Here is a 20,478-nt window from a genome sequence, read left to right as displayed (position 1 = left end):
GACGTGCCTCTTGTGTATAACTATTGCGATAAATGTGTATAACTTTAGGAATAATGTGTATAACTCTTGTGAAAGCTGTGGAAAAACCTGTTATTCCTGTGAATAACCTGTGCACAACCTGTGAATAAGTGAAAATAAAATTCTCTTCCAACCAGATAATAACTGACTTTATAGATTACACAGGTCAAAAGAGAAAAAATGTGGATAACCTCGAAAGTTATCCATCAAAAACTTATAAAAATATATACTTTTTCCTAATTTCAAGTATGATTGTACCAAAAAATCACTAGTTTGTCATTTATTCTGTGGATAACTTTTGATTATCTGAAGGAGAAATGTTAATAACTCAGTAATTATCTCATCTTTTGTTCATCAATTACTTTTGGGGGAGGACTGAAAACTACTTTTATCGCTCCATACGATGCGTAAGTCACTCAAAAAGTAGTTTTCAGTCCCCTCCTCCAACCAGATAATTTTTATGATTACAATACACATAGATGAAAAAGTAATTGATGAACATAACAACATCAACCTTCAGATAATCAAAATTAAATGATCAATAAAAATGACAAACTAGTGATTTTTCTAAAAGGGAGTGTTAGGAATAGATGTGGATTTTTGACCGAAACGTGTCGTATGGAGGGAGAAAACTACATCTATTCCTCCCCTCTTTCTAACTAGAGATCAAAAGGTAAATTTGTCTTATATAAAAAGATTAGAATGTGAGTTCTTGTGTTGTTGTAAATTGATGTTACGTTTACATCGTGTAGTGGTGTGTAAGTTGACATTAGGATTTACTTAGGGAGGGAATATAGGGTCCTTTTGAGCGACTTTACGCGTCGTATGGAGCGATGAAGGAGCCCTATATTCCCCCCTGGAAACGTAACATCAATTTCTCCCTTTCCCTTCAAGAGGTTAAAAGGTAAGATTTGTTAAATCTTAGATCCGTATTCTGAAAGACTTTTAGATTTGCTATAAAACTGATACTACTTTTTATACTGGTGGTAGGTGTTATAGTAGTCATTAGAATGTGTTGGGAGCAGGAATAGATGTGGATTTTTGACAGAAACGTGTGGAGGGAGAAAACCACATCTATTCCTCCCCTCTTTCTAGCTAGAGATAAAAAGGTAAACTTGTCTGATATAAAAATATTAGAATGTGAGTTCTTGTGTTGCTGTAAATTGATGTTACGTTTACATCGTGTAGTGGTGTGTAAGTTGACATTAGGGTTTACTTAGGGAGGGAATATAGGGTCCTTTTGAGCGACTTTACGCGTCGTATGGAGCGATGAAGGAGCCCTATATTCCTCCCCCTGGAAACGTAACATCAATTATTGGATGAAATGTGTGATAGAATTATTAAAGAAATACAAGAACTCACAAGCAGAATGCCTTTATTATATTGACAAATTTACGTTTTAACTCTATAATTACCCTGTTATGGTATAAGTAAAACAATACAAATGACGAGGAGGTGTTTTACTAATGAAACGTACTTACCAACCAAATACTCTTTGGAGAAAACGTACCCATGGTTTCCGTGAACGCATGAAAACTATCGGTGGCCGTCTCGTTTTAAAAAGAAGACGTGCAAAAGGCAGAAAACGCTTATCTGCATAATATAATAGCTGTTAGGCAGGAGAAAAAACTTGGCGCTGCTGCCAAGTTTTTCTATTCTTAGGACTTAAGGACAATGCATATGGATTATTGCCTCGATAAAGCAAGACGACTGACGCACAATAATGAATATCGCCTTGTATATAAGCACGGAAAATATGAAGTAGGACGTATGTGTGTACTCTATCGTATGCCCGTGGCGAAGCAATCTACGCGCATTGGTTTTGTAACCGGCAAAAAGGTTGGTTGTGCTGTAGAGCGCAACCGAGCTAGACGCCTTATGAAAGAGGTATATCGCCTCAATCAACATTCCATACGCGAAGGGTATCATATCGTAATTGTTGGACGTGGCCCTCTGAAAAACGCTACCTACGAAAAAGCGGAAAAGGAAATTTTGTATCTCTTGCGCAAAAGCAAATTGTTGATACAAAATGATAAATAGGACCACAAGTTAGAAGGCTTTGGTCCTTTTTTGTGTATATGGAGGTTTCCATGAAACGCTGTATAACCACGCTTTTACGACTTTTAATTAGGTTCTATCAGCTTGCCATATCTCCCTTAAAACCTGGATGTTGCCGTTATTATCCGACATGTTCCACATATACTTTGCAGGCCATCGAAAAATATGGTCCTTTGAAAGGTAGCTGGATGGGTTTAAAACGCATTCTTCGCTGCCATCCTTTCCACAAGGGTGGCTACGATCCAGTTCCCTAACCCACTTGGGCTTAGGCTGGTTATGTGTTGTGTGAAAGCAACTTTCACCATTACCATTTAGCACAGATTTGGAAATACCTGAGCATCTGTATGGATGAAATTTAGACCATACCATAACGATATATAGATGCGCAAAGGACGGTTTCGGACTGTAAGAAAAAGGAGAAACAATGGAATTCTTAAGTAGTATATTCCACCCTATCGTTGAATTGATGACTACATTGGTAACCTATGCGTTCCAATTAACTCAAATGGTAGGCTATCCAAGCTACGGTGTGGCTATTATCCTTTTAACAATCGTTATTAAAGCGGTTTTGGCACCACTTACTGTAAAACAAATCAAATCCATGAAGGCTATGCAAGAGTTACAGCCTCGCATGAAAGAATTGCAAGATAAATACAAAAACGATCCTGCAAAACTTCAAGCGGAAATGGGTGCATTGTACAAAGAAATGGGCGTTAACCCATTGGCTGGTTGTTTGCCTCTATTGGTGCAAATGCCATTCTTGATCGCTATCTTCTATGCTTTACAAGGCTATCCATACGATCAAAACTATGTACAATTCTTATGGCTTCCTAGTCTTGGCGAACCAGATCCAATGTACATTTTGCCAGTATTGAGTGCATTATCTACATGGATTATGTCCAAGCAAACTAGTAGCGGTGCAACTGGTGCTGCTGCGCAACAACAAAAGATTATGACAATCTTTATGCCTTTATTCATTGGTTACATCTCCCTTAACTTCCCATCTGGCTTAGTTATTTACTGGATCGTATCCAATGTATTCCAATTTGTGCAACAACATTTCATTTACAAAAGCTTAGAAGCTAAGAAATAGGAGACACTATGGAATTTATCGATGTATCTGCTAAAACCATTGAAGATGCCATTGCCAAAGGCGTAGCTCAATTGGCTGAAGATGGCCAAGAATTGGTAGAAACTAAAGTCTTGGAACAACCTTCTAATGGCTTCTTGGGCATTGGTCGTAAACCAGCAGTTGTTCGCTTATTCTTCACATCTGTAGCTAAAACAGCTACGCAAGAAGAAGTAGCTCATGTAGAAGAACAATCTGTAGCTGTTGCTTCCAAGCCGGTAGCAACAAGTGAAACAGAAGTACAAGATACAGCAGTTGAAACTTCTGAAGGTGATGTTGTAGAAAAACCTTCTAAAAAGGAACTTTCAAAAGAAGATAAACAAGAAATTGCTGAAAAAGGTAAACAATTCCTCGATGATATGTTTACACAAATGGGCCTCACTGTAGTTATCGAAAAAATGATGACTAAAGATAAGATTACATTCCAAGTACACGGCGAAGATTTAGGTATTTTGATCGGTAAACATGGTCAAACATTGGATGCTATTCAATACTTAACAAATCTCGTGGCTCACAAGGATGTGTCTGGCCACTGCCACATCGTTGTAGATGTGGAAAATTACCGTTCTCGTCGAGAAGAAACATTGGTAAATCTCGCGAAACGCTTGGCTTCTAAGGTGAAACGCAACCGTCAAAAGGTTTCCTTAGAACCGATGAATGCTTTTGAACGTAAAATCATTCACACTGCCCTTCAAGGGGATAAAAACGTTGTTACTAACAGTGAAGGGGACGAACCGTTCCGTCACGTTGTGATTACGTACAAAAAATAATATAATGGTGCAGCTTTCAAGTGACTGATATTTTCGGTTGCTTGAGGGCTGCCCCCTTTATTCTTTAGGTTATGGTGAAAGCTAACCTAAGTTAATCTTCGCATGCAAAGATTAGTTTAGTTTAACTTTCACAGGCGAAGAACATATACAAAAGCAAATACTAGATAATCGAAATACGGAGATATGTATGTATATAGATGATACAATAGCGGCCATTGCGACGCCGCCCGGCATTGGCGGGGTTGGTATTATTCGGGTCAGCGGCAAGGATAGTTTTCCTATTGTAAATAGCCTGTTCAAGAGCGCTGGCACCGTTCCTTTGATGGACCGCCAAAACAGAACGATACAATACGGGACCATTGTGGACCCTGCAACGAACAAGACCATCGACGAGGTTCTTGTATTATTAATGAAAGGTCCTCATTCTTACACCGCAGAAGACGTGGTAGAAATTCAGTGTCACGGCGGTATTGTGCCGGTTCGACAAATTTTGAAACTGCTCGTAAATCACGATGTGCGCATGGCAGAGGCCGGCGAGTTTACGAAGCGCGCCTTTATGAACGGACGTATCGACCTCACCCAAGCGGAGGCGATCATTGATATTATTGAAGCGAAAACAGAGGACTCCCTCTCTCTCGCTGTATCGCAGCTAGACGGCACAGTTTCGTCCTTTGTAAAAGATGTGCGTGAACAGCTCATCGCCATGATTGCTCATTTAGAGGTAACTATCGACTATCCTGAAGAGGATATCGAGGATGTAACGAGCCAAGAGGTTCGTGAGCAGCTAGAGCCTATTTTGAAAGCTATGGACGATCTTTTGTCCACAGCGAATACAGGCCGTCTCATTCGCGACGGTATTACGACGGTTATTGTAGGTCGTCCAAATGCAGGTAAATCGAGCCTTATGAACGCTCTCTTGCGCGAAAACCGCGCCATTGTAACGGATATTCCGGGGACGACGCGGGATAGTATTGAAGAATATATGACCGTAGAAGGCATTTCTTTGCGCCTCATTGATACGGCAGGTATTCGAGACACACAAGATACGGTAGAAGCCCTTGGTGTGGAGCGTGCTCGCGATTATATCAACAAAGCAGACATCGTGCTCTGCGTTATCGACGGGTCTACTCCATTAACCCCTGAAGAAATCGAAATTTTGACCTCTGTCAGCGGTTTGAACACCATCGTACTCCTCAATAAGTCCGATGTGGCACAAGTCGTTACAGACGAAAATATTAAAGAACACGGAACCTTTACAGCTATTGAACGCATTAGTGCTAAAGAAGGCGAAGGCTCTGCAGTTCTCTCTAAATGGGTGCAAGAACTCGTCTACGGCGGTCGCGTAAAACAAGACAACAGCGCCATGATCAGTAACGTGCGCCACATCAGCCTCATGGAACAAGCAAAGGCACAAGTAGAAGAAGCCCTCTCCTCCATCGACATGGGCATGCCAGTAGACTTTGTAGCTACCGATTTGCGCAGCGCCTGGGAACTACTAGGTGACATCACGGGCGATACCATCCGAGAAAGCATGATTGACGAACTATTCAGCCGTTTCTGTTTAGGTAAGTGAAAGCAGGGCAGTAGTCAATGGAGGAGCTAGCGACGACAGGGACACTGCATCGCTTTGTTCCGAACGTAAAATTTTCTAGGCTACAACGTAGCCTAAAGAAAATTCACAGTGAGGAACTGGACTCTGAGGTAGCCACACATCACTTTGGTCGGAGCGTGCAATTTTTCGAAGAAAAATGCCCAGCGAGCGACCTGGACTCTGGGAAAGACACTGCATCGCTTTGTTCCGAACGTAAAATTTTCTAGGCTACAACGTAGCCTAAAGAAAATTCACAGTGAGGAACCGTACTCTGGGATATTCGGCCTCGTTGTTTTGAGTAAAATAAACTTTCACAATAAGTAACAAATATAAGGAATTCAATTGATATGTACACAGTAGATAATTATGATGTCATCGTCATCGGTGGTGGTCATGCTGGTTGTGAGGCGGCTCTTGCTGCTGCCCGCATGGGTCATCGCACGTTGATGGCGACCATCAGTTTAGATAACATTGCGCTTATGCCGTGTAATCCTGCCGTTGGCGGTCCTGGTAAAAGCCATCTTGTTTATGAACTTGACGCTTTAGGCGGTCAAATGGGTATTAACGCAGATGCTACGGCTATTCAAATGCGTATGCTCAACATGGGTAAAGGCCCTGCAGTGCATTCCTTGCGCTGCCAATCTGATAAAATCAAATACCAACATTTGATGAAACAAACCATTGAAAATACAGAGAACCTCAATGTTAAGCAAATCATGGTAACGGAGCTTAAGGTTGAGGACGGCAAGGTAACTGGTATTGTTACAGAACTTGGCGAATTCTATGGCGCTAAGGCTGTTATTCTTTGTACAGGTACCTACTTGAAAGGCAAAATCCTCATCGGCGATATCGATTATGTAGGTGGCCCAAATGGTCAACGCGTAGCGGAACATTTTTCTCAATCCTTGCTCGACAATGGCATTGAGTTGATGCGCTTCAAGACTGGTACGCCAGCCCGTGTAGATAAACGCACGCTTAACCTTGAAAATATGGAGATTCAAGAAGGCGATACACATCATCATTCCTTCTCCTTTATGGATGAATGGATCAATCGCAATGAAGACGTATGTTGGTTGACCTATACTAACAAAGAAACGCACGAAATCATTACGAGCAATATTCACCGTGCCCCTATGTATAGCGGTAAAATCGAAGGTGTAGGCCCTCGTTACTGCCCTTCTATCGAAGATAAAGTAGTGCGTTTTGCCGATAAAGAACGCCATCAATTATTTGTAGAACCAGAAGGTACTAGCACAAACGAAATGTACGTACAAGGCATGAGTACTTCCCTTCCTATGGACGTACAATACGCATTCCTTCGCACTATACCAGGCCTTGAAAATATAGAAATCATGCGCCCTGCGTATGCTATCGAATATGACTGCTTGAACCCAACACAATTAACACCAGCACTTCAAGTAAAACATATTGAAGGCCTCTACTCTGCTGGTCAAGCTAATGGTACATCTGGCTATGAAGAAGCCGCTGCACAAGGCTTAATGGCTGGTATTAACGCTGCTTTATGGCTTCAAGGTAAAGAACCTTTCATCCTTGCTCGCTCCGAAGCATATATCGGTGTTCTCATCGATGATCTTGTAACAAAAGGTACAAATGAACCGTACCGTATGATGACAAGTCGTAGTGAATATCGTCTATTGCTTCGCCAAGACAATGCAGACATGCGCCTTACTGAAAAAGGTCGTTCTATTGGTCTTGTAAAAGACGATCGTTGGGCTAAATTTACAGCAAAGAAAGCTGCTATCGACGAAGCAATGGATATGTTACGAAATACACCTGTAAATCCATCTAAGGAAACTCAAGCTTTGCTTGAAAGTTTAGGTACAGCACCTATTAGAACAGGTATTCATGCTTATGATTTGGTAAAACGTAATGAACTTTCCTACGCTATCGTAGCCGATGCATTTGGTTTAAAACGCTATACTCCTGACGTAGAAGAAGCTGTTGATATCTCCATTACTTACGAAGGTTATATCAAAAAGCAAATGGACCAAGTCGACAAGGTTCGTAAACTAGAAGAAAAAATTCTTCCAAAAGAATGGAATTATACACACATTAAGGGCATCTCCCTTGAAGCTCAACAAAAGCTCAATAAAATTCGCCCTCACTCCATCGGCCAAGCAAGCCGTATTTCTGGCGTATCCCCGGCAGACGTATCTGTTCTACTAATTCAATTGGAACAATACAATAGAAGCAAATAATTGTGATAAGAAATCATATAATCGAAAAAGCTAGCTAATCGTTACGATTAACTAGCTTTTTTAGTAAATATTTATAGTTTTAATTAGCTTAATGGTTTAGACCAATCTTCAACTTCTAATTGATTTACTCTTTTAAACTCTTTTGTATTATTAGTAACAATGGTAAGATCCTTTGACTTTGCGTGGCTTGCAATGAGTAGATCCATAGGACCAATAACTTTTCCTTGTGATTGTAAATCGGCTTTTATTTTTCCATATTCCTCAGCAGCGTGGCTGTCAAAATCAATAATTTGTATAGGTGATAATAAAAGTGTTAAAGCTAATCTATTTTTATCTTTTGATTGGCTTTTTTCTACACCATGCATTAGTTCAGCATATGTAATTGATGAAATACATATATCTGAAGGATGATGTTTCAATATTTTCTGTAGTACAACTTCTGGCTCTTGTTTGATAGCATAAATACATATATTAGTATCTAACATATACTTCATAAGGTTTCACGCTCCTGATGATCAATATCTTCCCGTCCGTTACACATAAAATCATCTGTAAATAATGATAAACCAGCTACAAATCCTGCCCATTCATCATCTTTTGGCATAAGTAAGACTACATTTCCTATTTTGTTGATGATTACTTCATCACCATTAAATCGAAATTCCTTTGGTAATCGTACAGCCTGGCTACGGCCATTTTCAAATAGCTTTGCTGTGGTCATACATATCACCTCCTTGTTAATAAAAGTATATACCTTGATATATATTTTAACAAGATATAATTTTGTATACATATTATTAAGTTGCTAGTATGTATATTTATATGAATATTTATAAAATATTAATTATTTTACTTATAAAATATGTACACTAGAGAAATACATTAAGTGTACATTCAGAATAGACAAATTAATCTATATATGAAGAGGAATTCATGGTGATAAATTAGAAATAAACTGTGAAATTTAGTTGATGAAAAGATGTATAAGGAAATTGAATATAGATGTGGTAACAGGTTAACAAAATAGGTTTACAATTATTGATCGATTTGATGGTAAAGAAATTTTGATTTGCATTGAAATAGAATAAGGCTTTGGAAATTTAATAAAAGGTTGAAAAATCAGGTTAAAAAGATGGACCGATTTCTCAATTAATTATTTTAAATGATAATGTAGGTGTAACATCTCTCCCCTACTTTATTTTGTGTTATGTAGGGCATAGATTTCGGTTTGTAAATGAGAATAAGTTGAGAATATGCTATAATATAAAGAAAAATGACTTAAATATTTCGCTTATATGGTCATTTTATTAGTTTTCTTATATAAACTTATATAAAATATATTAAAAGCGCCGTATAACGCAAATTTTTGAGTTTTATAGCATCTGAAAATCGAAATACTATTTTGATATCTCATATATTGTTAAATACATAGTTTTGCCTATATGATGTGTCATATGACATGAGTTTTGTTACATATATGTGGATAGCTTTTACTTTATATAAATATCGAATAATTTATTAGGAGCACTTATGAAAGAGAAATACGATGTGCCTATAGCACCTGAGTCTGAATTTGTTTCATACATGATGGAGCAAATGATCAAATTTGGTCTGCCATGTACAGAAGAACAGGCGAAGGACTTTTACGTGTACTATGCGCGCATGATTGAAACAAATAAATATCTCAACCTCACTGGTATTACAGATATGAAAGAGGTTGTAGTGAAGCACATGATCGACTCCCTTTCCTGCTACGATCCAAATATTATTAAATCTGGCATGTCTATTATCGATGTAGGTACTGGTGCTGGTTTCCCTGGCATTCCATTGGCTATCTATGATCGTAGTCTCAAGGTTACTTTGTTTGATTCTTTGAAAAAACGTCTTACCTTCCTTGAATCCGTTATAGATGAGCTTAAATTGACGAACTGTACTACCTTACATGGTCGTGCAGAGGATCTTAGCCATCAAGATTATCGTGAAAGCTTCGATATTGCTACGAGCCGTGCAGTGGCGAGATTACCTATTCTTTTAGAATGGACTGTTCCATACGTAAAAGAAGGTGGCTATGTTATTGCCTTAAAAGGTGCTATTTACGAAGAAGAAGTGGGAGAATCCAATAAAGCCCTTAGCACATTAAAAGCAAAGATTGAAGAAGTACGTACTGTTACACTTCCAACTTTGGATGATAAACGAGCAATCCTGTACATTAAGAAAATAGGTAAAACACCTAAACAATACCCACGTAAACCAAAAGAAATTAAAGACAAGCCGTTAGTGTAATCTTTAATGGTTAATATAGTTACTAAAAAGAACACCTTTCCCCTACTCACTATGGAGGCTGTGGGAAAGGTGTTCTTTTATAATTTCACAATGACTTATACATGGTCAATGATATGTAATGTTGTATCGATATCGTTTAAAGGCATAATATGTACGCCTGCAGCGATTTTTTTGATTTGTTCCAAGGTTTCAATAGCGATTTCTGTACCCGCTTCTTTTCCGCCCTTTTCTACGCGGTCTAGGATTTCTTGTGTAAGGTTAATTCCAGGCACTTTTTCATGTAAATATGTAGCCATTTTGAAGCTTTTAAGTGGAATTAAACCAAGCATGATAGGCACATCAAATTCGGACATTTTGTCTATGTAACGTTTTGCTTGTTCTAAATCGTAAATTGGTTGTGTTTGTACGAAGTGCGCACCGTTTTTAATTTTAGCAGCTAATTTTTGACGTTCAATTTCTAAGTCTGGTGCACCAGGGTTGCCAGTAGCGCCGATGTAGAAGTTTGTAGGCTCATCTAAATCATTACCTGCCAAGTCCTTACCAGCATTTAATGTTTTAGCGATATTGAGCAAGCCCATGCAGTCTACTTCAAATACGGATTGTGCAAATGGGTGATCCCCATTATCTGGTTTGTCACCAGTAAGGGTTAAGATATTATTTACGCCCAGTGCTGCAGCGCCTAGTAATTCGGATTGTAAGCCGATGATGTTACGGTCACGGCATGTAAGGTGGAAGATAGTTTCAATGCCTTCGTTATGTTGTAACAAATAGGACAAGGAAATTGGGCTCATACGCATCTTAGACATAGGGCTGTCAGCGATGTTAATAGCATCTACTTTCCCTTTCAAACGCGATGCTTGGTCAAATACCTTTTGAGCAGAACTGCTCTTTGGTGGGTCTAATTCAACAGTGATGGTGAATTTCCCTTGTTGATGTTTCTCTCTTAATGTCATCATGTACCTCTTGATCTATACATATGGTGAAAGCTTATCTTGTTTAATCCTTTAAGTGGTTGTCACCATTAAAATAAGTTTTTAAGCTGAGCTTTCACCTTGTTTTGTGTCATGTAAATCAGAAATTATTTTTCTAATGTCTCAAAGTAATCATTTGCGTGGTTAACGGCAGCGATGCCGTCTTTAGCGTAGATATCTGCGCCCGCTTGATCTGCGTATTCTTGAGATACTACGGCACCACCAACCATGACCTTAGTATTAAGGCCTGCAGCGCGGATAGCTGCAACAGTATTATCGATTTGAGGCATTGTTGTAGTCATCAAGGAACAGATACCAACGAGAGCCGCCTTGTTGTCCTTAATAGCTTGAACGATGACTTCTGGATCAACGTCTTTACCGAGGTCAACGATTTTATAACCATTGTTTTCAAGTAAGGCCGCTACGATATTTTTACCTAAATCGTGGATGTCGCCTTTAACTGTTGCTACAACAACTGTGCCTTTATCTAAACTTTCACTAGCAGGAATGATTTCTTTAATCGTGTTGAAAGCAGCCTGCATTGTTTCAGCAGCAAGCATTACTTGTGGCAAGAATAATTTACCAGAACCAAATTTATCCCCTACTACATTCATCGCTTCAGATAAACCTTTTTTAGTAAGGTCTAATGGATCAATACCATCGGCTAATGCTTTTTTAACAAGATCTATAATAGCCTCTTTTTCCCCTTGCTCTACGCAAGCACGGATGTTAGCGAGTGGATCATTGCTGTCGAAAGATTTCTTTTCAGGACCTTTTGGAGCAGCGTTACCAGGAGCACTTGTTTCGTCTTCATAACCGTATTCTTTGATGAATTGAGCAGAGCCTGGGTCCCAGCCTAATAATGTAGTGCTAGAAACAAATGCTTTTTTCGCTGGATAGTTTAGAGGGTTCATAATCGGTGTTGTTAAGCCACATGCCAGAGCCATTGTTAAGAATTGGCCGTTCAAGTAAGGACGTTGAGGCATACCGAAGGAGATATTAGACAAGCCCATTACTGTTGGGAAGCCAAATTTCTCTTTATATAACTGTAATGTACGCAATGTTTGGCGTGCACTATCTTCACCGCTGGCAAGTGTTAATACTAATGGGTCAAGTAATAAGTCGTGTGGTTGAAGACCATAGCCGTAAGCGCGATTTACGATGCTTTCAGCTAAAGCAACGCGGTCCTCTGCTTTTTCAGGAAGATCACCACTAGATAATGGCAAGCAAAGTAATGCTGCGCCATAACGTTTAGCCAAAGGCATAACGTGAGTGATGGACTCCTCTTCCCCATTTACGGAGTTGATTAGGGCGCGGCCTGGATAGTTTTTAAGGGCTACTTCCATGGCTGCTGGATCTAATGTATCGATGGATAATGGAGTTTCAACAAGCATGGATAATTCGAAGATCGCACGCTCCATCAATGGAGTTTGGTCCATGCCTGCTACGCCCATGTTTACGTCGAGGATATCTGCACCCGCTTCTACTTGGTCCAAAGCATCGCGTTTTACGCGGATGAAAGAGCCATCACGTAACTCTTGAGCAAGAATTTTACGGCCTGTAGGATTGATACGTTCACCGATGATAAGCGGTTTTGTATGATGCCCTAATTCCAACAATTTAGTACGGCTTGTAATGATTGTTTTAGGTTCAATATGAGCACGTTCTTTAGGTGTATGTGCTTTCACCGCATCGGAAATAGATTGGATATGAGCTGGTGTTGTACCACAGCAACCACCTACATAGCTTGCACCTGCATCTACGATTGGAAGCATCAATGGACCCATTTCTTCTGCTGTAAGTGGGAATACAGTTTGTTTGTTAATTAATTGAGGCATGCCTGCATTTGGTTGGCAGCTAATTGGCAAGTTTGTAACACTAGCGATTTCCTCGATAAGTGGTGTAATTTGTTCAGGTCCAAGGGAACAGTTGATACCGATGATATCTGCACCCATTGCCTCTACGATAGTAGTTGCAACTGCTGGTGGTGTACCTGTAATAGTACGGCCGTCTTCACTGAAAGAAAACTGACAGATAATTTGTACATCTTCTTTTGTCTTCCCTGCTGCTTCACGAGCATCAAGAGATGCTAATAAAGCGGCACGCATTTCTTGTACGTCGATAATGGTTTCAATGATAATGAAATCTACACCACCTTCGATCAATGCATCTGCTTGTTCACGGTACGTGTCATAAATAGAGTCAAAGCTCATATTGCCTAATGGTTGCAAGAAACGACCTGTAGGACCCATAGAACCAGCTACACGGGCGGATGGTTTAACCTCTGCAATAGCCTCTTTTGCTACTTTTACAGCTGCAATATTGATTTCTCTTACGCGATCTTGTAAGTCGTAATCTTCTAACTTAAGACCACAAGCACCGAATGTATTTGTAGTAATAACATCACTGCCATGTTGTAAGTATTGAGCGTGAATATTCTTTACTACTTCTGGTTTTTCTACGTTAAATAATTCTGGACAATAGCCCTCTTCCAAGCCTGCAGCTTGAAGCATTGTGCCCATAGCACCATCAAATATATACATAAATATCTTCCTTTATCATCCTAAAATTTACAATGTTTCACGTGAAACATTATTCTGTTGGTTGGCCTTTCATAGTGATACCAGAGGCTTCAGCTGTTGTTTTGTTACAGCCCTCCTCGCCTTCGTTATTAGACGTTACAGTCGCCTTTTCTGGTAGTTTACGAGATGCACAATCCTTTTGGGAACAAGATGTGCAACCACGCTTTGTTTTGATGTCTTCGTTAGCTGGCATCAAACCAATAATAGCTGTTACAGACTTACGTGGGAACAATAAATAGTTCTCTGTTACTTGTAAGCCAATCATCTCTGTTTTGATGATTTTAGCTAGTTGTGGCTGAATTTCTAATGGCCAGTTACCATAGCCAGGGCTAAAGCGCCATGTTGGTTTATAGCCTTGTTTTTTTGCAATTGTATTGATAACTTCATTTACTTGATCTGCTACTTGTTCTACTGCTGTTGTAGCCGCTGCATCAAGTAACAAACCTACAGTGTAGTTACCTTGTTTAAATAACTGTTCACTGCGGATTTCTACATCTTCGCCTACTGTTACGCCTAATACATAAACTTTTGTAGACTTTTCTAGATGTTTTTCGATGATGGAACCTTCAATTTTAAGCGGTGGATTGCTCAAAATTGTCTTTGCTTCAGCATCATAATCATATTGTTGATATACACCTTTAGGTGTAGCTAATAACTGTATTTCTTTACATGCTTCATCTACGTAATTTTGAGGAAAATCCTCTGCATGACGAAGTCCTGCGTATCGTTTTACTTCTGCTTTATCGATGGCAGGAAGCATTCCGTTATAAATAGGCATGGAAACGCCTCCTTTTCAAAATAAAAAGCTCTGCGTATCCGTAGAGCGTGTACTTAATCATTAGTATATTGTTTATAGATTAGATTAATCTTAAGATTTATCTATTTTTACGCCTATAAATATAATTACTATCTATTTAATAGTATATAGATATCCATAATGCCTGTCAAAGCATATAGGGCCTGTATTCTCATATAATTTAATAGTGTATTGATATAACTTGAAGCTATATCGAATTCTATTTTAATCCTAAAAGTTATTAATGATAATGTTATAGAGACTTTGCGCTGTTATATTTACTTAATAATCTTACTACGTTATATTAGATTGTTTCACGTGAAACAATCTAATCGTTTTGTTTGTAAATTTTACTCAGTATATTAAATTTTGTCTTGGTGTTGATTTTTAATTATTAGTTGAAACGTTTAATTAAATTTTGCGATCAGTTGTTTTGCTAACTTAGATATTTTTATTGGCTTATTTAATTTAATAAATTTAATTGCATTTTTTAGTTGTTTTTAAAGAAAAATATGCTTGAAAAATTTTTATGTGATCTTAATTAGTTGGTATATATTTATATACCAAGCTTGATTTTTTAACATAATTTTTTTTGCTAGAATTATATACGGAGCAAGTTGTAAATTTTTGATTATACATAAATGTTTCACGTGAAACATTTATGTACATATTTAACTCAAAATCGTTTTAAAAAATTAAAAGTAAATTGTTTCACGTGAAACAATTAGGATTTTTATTAAGAATTTTGAAAATACAAAATGAGGTTAAATTATATTGTTTGCTAATATTTGATTATGTATATTATTAAATGATGTGTTTAATAGATAAAATTATAGATGTTTTTCGAGAATTTGATTTGTAATTACCGTAATTATCGTTGTTTTATGTTATAATTAAAAAGAAATATTTTGAACGAACATGTGAGGTGAATTAAGTGGGCAAAGTTATAGCTATTACTAATCAAAAAGGCGGTGTTGGTAAGACAACGACATCCGTGAATTTGAGCGCTTGTTTGGCTGATGCTGGTAAAAAAGTATTACTTGTTGATTTGGATCCTCAAGGTAATGCTAGCTCTGGTTTAGGTATTGAAAAAGATGATTTAGAACTCTGTGTACACGATGTTCTAATCGATGGTGAACCTATTGCTGATATTGTTCAGCCTACAATGCTTAAAAAGCTATTTGTAGCGCCTGCAACAATTCAATTAGCTGGTGCAGAAGTGGAACTCGTTTCAGTTGTTTCACGTGAAACAATGTTGAAAAAAGCATTGGCACCAGTACGTGACGAATATGATTTTATCATTATTGACTGTCCGCCATCCCTTGGTTTGCTAACATTAAATGCCTTTACAGCAGCAGATAGCGTACTAATTCCGATTCAAAGTGAATTCTACGCATTAGAAGGGGTTAGCCAATTAGTAAAAACTATAACAATTGTGCAACAAACATCTAATAAAGACCTTGAAATTGAAGGCGTTTTGTTAACTATGTTTGATGGTCGTACAAATTTATCTATTCAAGTTGCTGATGAAGTGAAAAAATTCTTTGGAAATAAAGTATATAAGACTATTATTCCACGTAATGTACGTCTTAGCGAAGCCCCAAGTTATGGTGAACCTATTATTGTATATGATCCAAAATCTAAAGGGGCGGACGTATATTCTAAACTAGCTAAAGAAGTGATTAAAGCTTCAAAAGATAAATAAATAGTTCAACAGTTCAATAGATAGCTAATTGTTTAGTTAAATAGTTAAAATGACTAGACTAATACCTTGGCTATTAAATAATTGAGTGTTACAAATTGATATATAGTCACTATGTAAGGTGAGAGAGGTTAGTTATGCCTAGAGAAGTAAAAAGTAAGAAAAGTAAATCATCCGGCTTGGGGAAGGGCCTTGGAAATTTAATGAAGGTGGATACGGTAGAGTCTGTATTGCCTGAAAAGGAGATTCACGAACTACCAATCTCCGAGTTAGTTCCTAATGCAGATCAACCTCGTAAAAGTTTTGATGAAGATAGTTTGGCAACATTAGCTGAATCTATTAAAAATCTTGGTATTTTTCAACCAATTGTAGTACGTAAACAAAAGAATAAATACCAAATCGTAGCTGGTGAACGTCGTTACCGTGCTGCTATCATTGCAGGTCTTGAGACTGTACCCGTTATTGTAAAGAAATATAATACAGAAGAGATGACAGAAGTGGCCCTCGTTGAAAATCTACAACGTGAAGGCTTGGATCCAATTGAAGAAGCTTTGGCATACCAAGGTTTAATGGATACGTATAAACAAACTCAAGAAATGATTTCTGCTCGACTAGGTCGCAGTCGTTCTTATATTGCAAATATGGTTCGTTTGTTAAAACTATGTGATTCTGTACAAAAAGATCTCATCGAAGGTGACTTAACAGTGGGGCAAGCGCGTCCATTGTTGGCATTGCGTAGTGCAGCGCAACAAATTGAAGCTGCTGAACGTATTAAAGAGGGCGAGTTAAGTGCTCGTCAAGCAGAGGCTCTTGTGAAGTCTATGCAAAATAAGACACCTAAAGCAAAGGCTGCTAAGCCACAAAGTACTGCAGAGGTACGTGCTCTTATGGACCGTTTAAAACTAAGCTTAGGCTCTCCTGTAAATATTAAATTCCGTGCTGGTAAAAAGGTTCAAGGTAAGATTGAAATTGCTTTCTCCTCTGAAGCAGAATTAGAACGTCTCATTGCTTTTATGGATGGTCAAGATAATACAGACGATACTGAAACAGTAGAATTTAGAGTATAATTGATATACTTAAATTCGAATCGAATTATGTGAATTTAGTAATGACAAACCGATAACAATTCTGTATAATGTAAATACAATTTACAATCCACGGTAAAAGCGTAGTCTACGGACTGCGCTTTTACTGTATATAAGGTATTTTATTGAGTTATAATAATATTGTAAGATAACTTAGTAGATCATAATACATGCTAATACATACTAATACGTACTAATACGTACTAATACGTACTAATACATACTAATACATGTTGTAAGATGATTAACTATATTTTGTAATAAATATAAACGTTAAGTAACAAGGATAGACTATGGAACAAACACCTAAAGGAAACCGCGTGCATATAGGCTTTTTTGGTCGTTGTAACGCTGGTAAGTCTACATTGATTAATATGTTAACAGATCAGCCTGTATCCCTTGTATCTGAGGTAGCAGGAACAACGACAGACCCAGTGAGTAAATCTATGGAGATTTTGCCACTAGGACCTGTAGTGATTACCGATACAGCTGGTATAGACGATACAACTGAATTAGGTACATTGCGGATGGAGAAAACAGAAGAGGTTGTGAAAAAGATTAATCTCGCTGTCTATGTGCTTCGTGCTGATGAAGAACCAACTGCTGATGATATGCATTGGTTAGGGCTTTTAAAACAAAACAATGTGCCTATTGCATTATTTATAAATGAAATCAATGCAGAAATTGACCAAGAAAATGATAAAGAAAACAACATAGAAAATAAAACAGATGTATCTACTTATGTAGAAACTCATAAGGGATTATCTGATTTAGCTACAGTGATTGGCTCTGCTGATTTTACATCTAAAGCTAAACGTTTAGAATTACTTGATCTCTTGGGTGGGTTAACACCACTTGATGTAGAAGGTGATCAAACTCTATTACAGGGCTTAGTAGAAGAGGGGGATACAATCATCCTCGTATGTCCTATTGATAGCGCAGCGCCAAAGGGCCGTCTCATTTTGCCACAAGTTCAAACTATTCGTGAAATATTGGACTATAAAGGTTTAGCGCTAGTGTGCCAAACAGAAGAATTGCCTGCTATGATTAATTCTCTTAAATATCCACCAAAGATGGTTATCTGTGACTCGCAAGCTTTTGATCGCGTTGATGAATTGACACCTGATACAATTCCGTTGACATCATTCTCTATTTTGATGGCCCGTTTTAAGGGTAAATTACAAGATTTAGTAGCTGGTGTAGAGGCGATTAAGAATTTAAAAGCAGGTTCTAAGGTGCTTATCAGTGAAGGCTGTACACATCGACGCCAATGCGATGATATTGGCACTGTAAAGATTCCTAATCTTCTTAAGAAGCAAGGTCATACAGATTTACAGCTGGAATTTACTAGTGGGGGCGCCTTCCCAAAAGATGTATCTCAGTATGATTTAATCATTCATTGTGGTGCTTGTATGCTCACACGCCGCGAGGTGTTACGACGCATTGAATGTGCCGTTGTACAAGGCACACCAATCGTAAATTACGGTGTACTCATAGCGGCTCTACATGGTATACTAGAACGAGCGATAAGCCCATTTATTGACGAAATAAAAGGGTAGGTATAATTAATCTTTAATTACACATATTAAATTAAATTGTATACAGTCATTTAACTTTCACAATAAGAATGGTATAATTAAGTGTTGGAGTTTGAATGATTGTATAGGAAGGAATATACATGTTCGAATCGATTCAACCGTGGATTGGCATGGCGACCATCGTCCTTGTAATAGCGTTGTTAGTGTATTGTGTAATCTTGCACATTCGCTTAGGGAGCCTCAAAAAGAAATATGATTTCTTTATGCAAGGGGACAATGGTGCGAGCCTAGAACGTAAATTATCTGTAGAGGTTAGCGAAATTCGCGATGCTGCTAAGGGTCTTGAGACTATGATGACCGAACAAGCGGCGATCCGCAATATTCAAAGCAATACGATACAAAAAATTGGCTTTGTTAAATATAATGCCTTTGAAAATATCGGTAATGATTTGTCTTTTGCGCTTACATTACTTGATGGCAACAATAACGGTATCTGTATCTCCAGTATTTACGGTCGTAGCGAATCCCGTATTTTTAGTAAACCTATTGTGAAAGGTAAAAGTCTCGTAAGTCTTTCACAAGAAGAATTAGAGAGTTTGAACGAAGCGTTGGGCGAGCGCACCAATGAGGAAGCGTTAACGAGCGCCATCGTTTCTAAATAAGGAAGGTTTGTATTGAAAGTACCGGCATTTATTTCAAACAAAGTTGAAAGAAATGGTGACAACTGCATATTGACATTAACAACCAAGCAAGCGAAGGTTGCAGCTATTGTAAGCTCTATTATAATTATCGCTGCATTGGTTCTCGGCATTTGGGGCATCGTGCGCCAAGCTGAGGTTGTGCAATTACGTCAACAGACACAATTACAATCTGAACAGCTAAAATTGTTACAACAAAAGACAGATGTTTTAGATAAGAAAATTCAAAACTTAAATCAAATTAGCGAAGAAAACAAGCAAATGCTGAAGGGCGCTGAATCTGGCACACCATCTCAAGGTGGCGGGGACGGTAGCGACCCAAAGCAGCCAGCCGCTGATGAAAGCGAAGTAAAGACGCTAACAGCGGCACAATTATCAGCTCGTCTGTCCAAAATGGACAAGGACGCACAAAAATTGCTAGTTAGCTTCTATACAATGCGTAATATTCTTCGTGATGGTGGGGCGCAAGACCTTATGGCTATGCAATCCATTAACTTCTCCGCTGGTTCTGGTGGTGTTACGAATAACACTACACCAAGTATCTGGCCGAGCAAGGGTGTTATTACCTCTCCGTTTGGTAGCCGTGTGGACCCTGTAACGGGCGCTATTGGTGCATTCCACGAAGGGGTAGATATTGCGGATGACTATGGTACACCAATTGTGGCAACAGCTGCGGGCGTTGTAACCTTTGCAGGTTATACAGAAGGCGGTTATGGTAACCTCGTTGAAATCGATCACGGCAATGGCTTCGTAACGCGTTATGGCCATAATAGTGCTGTATTGGTAACTGTAGGTATGAGCGTAAAACAAGGTCAAACAATCGCCTTGATGGGCAGCACTGGTAAAAGTACAGGCGCTCACGTTCACTACGAGGTACGACTCAATGGATCTCCTACAGATCCTATGATCTTCTTACCAATTAGTAACTAAAATAAAACATAATTCATAGAAAAAAGAACTTGTTATGCGTGTAAATGCACTAATAGCAAGTTCTTTTTCTTTATTTTTGCATATATATATTGTAAAATAAAAGTATAT

18 protein-coding genes are annotated in these 20,478 nt (G+C 38.3%); 13 read left to right on the top strand and 5 right to left on the bottom strand.

The features are described from left to right. Window positions 1–1,484: 1,484 nt before the first annotated feature. From rpmH to mnmG, 7 genes are all read left to right on the top strand, one after another. Window positions 1,485–1,619: a 50S ribosomal protein L34 gene (gene rpmH, locus VEIS1202513_RS09605; RefSeq protein WP_004692946.1), complete on the top strand. Its 135-nt coding sequence runs from the start codon at window positions 1,485–1,487 to the stop codon at window positions 1,617–1,619. 79 nt (window positions 1,620–1,698) lie between these two features. After that, window positions 1,699–2,058 (top strand): ribonuclease P protein component, encoded by a 360-nt coding sequence (gene rnpA, locus VEIS1202513_RS09600; RefSeq protein ID WP_105089992.1) that lies wholly within the window; start codon window positions 1,699–1,701, stop codon window positions 2,056–2,058. Between the two features lie 50 nt (window positions 2,059–2,108). Further along, window positions 2,109–2,330: a membrane protein insertion efficiency factor YidD gene (gene yidD, locus VEIS1202513_RS09595; protein ID WP_072270728.1), complete on the top strand. Its 222-nt coding sequence runs from the start codon at window positions 2,109–2,111 to the stop codon at window positions 2,328–2,330. A gap of 170 nt (window positions 2,331–2,500) precedes the next feature. Continuing rightward, window positions 2,501–3,169, top strand: coding sequence for a YidC/Oxa1 family membrane protein insertase (locus VEIS1202513_RS09590; protein ID WP_024066050.1), 669 nt, complete (start codon window positions 2,501–2,503; stop codon window positions 3,167–3,169). An 8-nt stretch (window positions 3,170–3,177) separates the two neighbouring features. Beyond that, window positions 3,178–3,975 (top strand): RNA-binding cell elongation regulator Jag/EloR, encoded by a 798-nt coding sequence (jag, locus tag VEIS1202513_RS09585; RefSeq protein WP_213467431.1) that lies wholly within the window; start codon window positions 3,178–3,180, stop codon window positions 3,973–3,975. Between the two features lie 187 nt (window positions 3,976–4,162). Continuing rightward, window positions 4,163–5,548 (top strand): tRNA uridine-5-carboxymethylaminomethyl(34) synthesis GTPase MnmE, encoded by a 1,386-nt coding sequence (gene mnmE / locus VEIS1202513_RS09580; RefSeq protein ID WP_213467430.1) that lies wholly within the window; start codon window positions 4,163–4,165, stop codon window positions 5,546–5,548. 365 nt (window positions 5,549–5,913) lie between these two features. Beyond that, complete coding sequence (mnmG, locus tag VEIS1202513_RS09575; protein WP_213467429.1) at window positions 5,914–7,785, top strand: tRNA uridine-5-carboxymethylaminomethyl(34) synthesis enzyme MnmG; 1,872 nt, start codon at window positions 5,914–5,916, stop codon at window positions 7,783–7,785. 83 nt (window positions 7,786–7,868) lie between these two features. Here mnmG and vapC read toward each other — a convergent pair whose 3' ends face one another. Further along, complete coding sequence (gene vapC / locus VEIS1202513_RS09570) at window positions 7,869–8,270, bottom strand: type II toxin-antitoxin system tRNA(fMet)-specific endonuclease VapC (RefSeq protein WP_244856264.1); 402 nt, start codon at window positions 8,268–8,270, stop codon at window positions 7,869–7,871. Between the two features lie 5 nt (window positions 8,271–8,275). Then, complete coding sequence (gene vapB, locus VEIS1202513_RS09565) at window positions 8,276–8,506, bottom strand: type II toxin-antitoxin system antitoxin VapB (RefSeq protein ID WP_009351573.1); 231 nt, start codon at window positions 8,504–8,506, stop codon at window positions 8,276–8,278. 809 nt (window positions 8,507–9,315) lie between these two features. On the opposite strand from vapB, the gene rsmG reads away from it, so the two are divergent. Further along, window positions 9,316–10,068, top strand: a complete 753-nt coding sequence (gene rsmG / locus VEIS1202513_RS09560) for a 16S rRNA (guanine(527)-N(7))-methyltransferase RsmG (protein WP_213467427.1) — start codon at window positions 9,316–9,318, stop codon at window positions 10,066–10,068. Window positions 10,069–10,163: 95 nt separating this feature from the next. Here the strand turns inward: rsmG and VEIS1202513_RS09555 are convergent, their stop codons facing one another. The 3 genes from VEIS1202513_RS09555 to VEIS1202513_RS09545 all read right to left on the bottom strand — a co-directional run bounded on the left by VEIS1202513_RS09555 (window position 10,164) and on the right by VEIS1202513_RS09545 (window position 14,399). Next, window positions 10,164–11,021: a methylenetetrahydrofolate reductase gene (locus tag VEIS1202513_RS09555; RefSeq protein WP_082717874.1), complete on the bottom strand. Its 858-nt coding sequence runs from the start codon at window positions 11,019–11,021 to the stop codon at window positions 10,164–10,166. Between the two features lie 125 nt (window positions 11,022–11,146). After that, entirely contained in the window at window positions 11,147–13,582 is a 2,436-nt protein-coding gene (locus VEIS1202513_RS09550) for a homocysteine S-methyltransferase family protein (protein WP_213467426.1), read from the bottom strand. Between the two features lie 49 nt (window positions 13,583–13,631). Further along, complete coding sequence (locus VEIS1202513_RS09545) at window positions 13,632–14,399, bottom strand: methionine synthase (RefSeq protein ID WP_213467425.1); 768 nt, start codon at window positions 14,397–14,399, stop codon at window positions 13,632–13,634. A gap of 952 nt (window positions 14,400–15,351) precedes the next feature. On the opposite strand from VEIS1202513_RS09545, the gene VEIS1202513_RS09540 reads away from it, so the two are divergent. From VEIS1202513_RS09540 to VEIS1202513_RS09520, 5 genes are all read left to right on the top strand, one after another. Next, entirely contained in the window at window positions 15,352–16,122 is a 771-nt protein-coding gene (locus tag VEIS1202513_RS09540; protein WP_213467424.1) for a ParA family protein, read from the top strand. 134 nt (window positions 16,123–16,256) lie between these two features. Next, window positions 16,257–17,186: a ParB/RepB/Spo0J family partition protein gene (locus tag VEIS1202513_RS09535; protein WP_119207075.1), complete on the top strand. Its 930-nt coding sequence runs from the start codon at window positions 16,257–16,259 to the stop codon at window positions 17,184–17,186. Between the two features lie 311 nt (window positions 17,187–17,497). Next, window positions 17,498–18,763 (top strand): [FeFe] hydrogenase H-cluster maturation GTPase HydF, encoded by a 1,266-nt coding sequence (hydF, locus tag VEIS1202513_RS09530; protein ID WP_213467423.1) that lies wholly within the window; start codon window positions 17,498–17,500, stop codon window positions 18,761–18,763. A gap of 119 nt (window positions 18,764–18,882) precedes the next feature. After that, a complete protein-coding gene (locus tag VEIS1202513_RS09525) occupies window positions 18,883–19,404 on the top strand; it encodes a DUF4446 family protein (protein ID WP_105086124.1) in 522 nt (173 codons plus the stop codon). Between the two features lie 12 nt (window positions 19,405–19,416). Then, window positions 19,417–20,370, top strand: a complete 954-nt coding sequence (locus VEIS1202513_RS09520) for a M23 family metallopeptidase (protein ID WP_213467422.1) — start codon at window positions 19,417–19,419, stop codon at window positions 20,368–20,370. The last annotated feature ends 108 nt before the right edge of the window (window positions 20,371–20,478 follow it).

The sequence above is a fragment of the Veillonella orientalis genome, from assembly GCF_018406505.1.
Classification (GTDB): domain Bacteria; phylum Bacillota; class Negativicutes; order Veillonellales; family Veillonellaceae; genus Veillonella; species Veillonella nakazawae.
The sequence above is the reverse complement of the archived record's forward strand: the minus strand, read 5'-3'. Positions and strand labels throughout refer to the sequence as shown.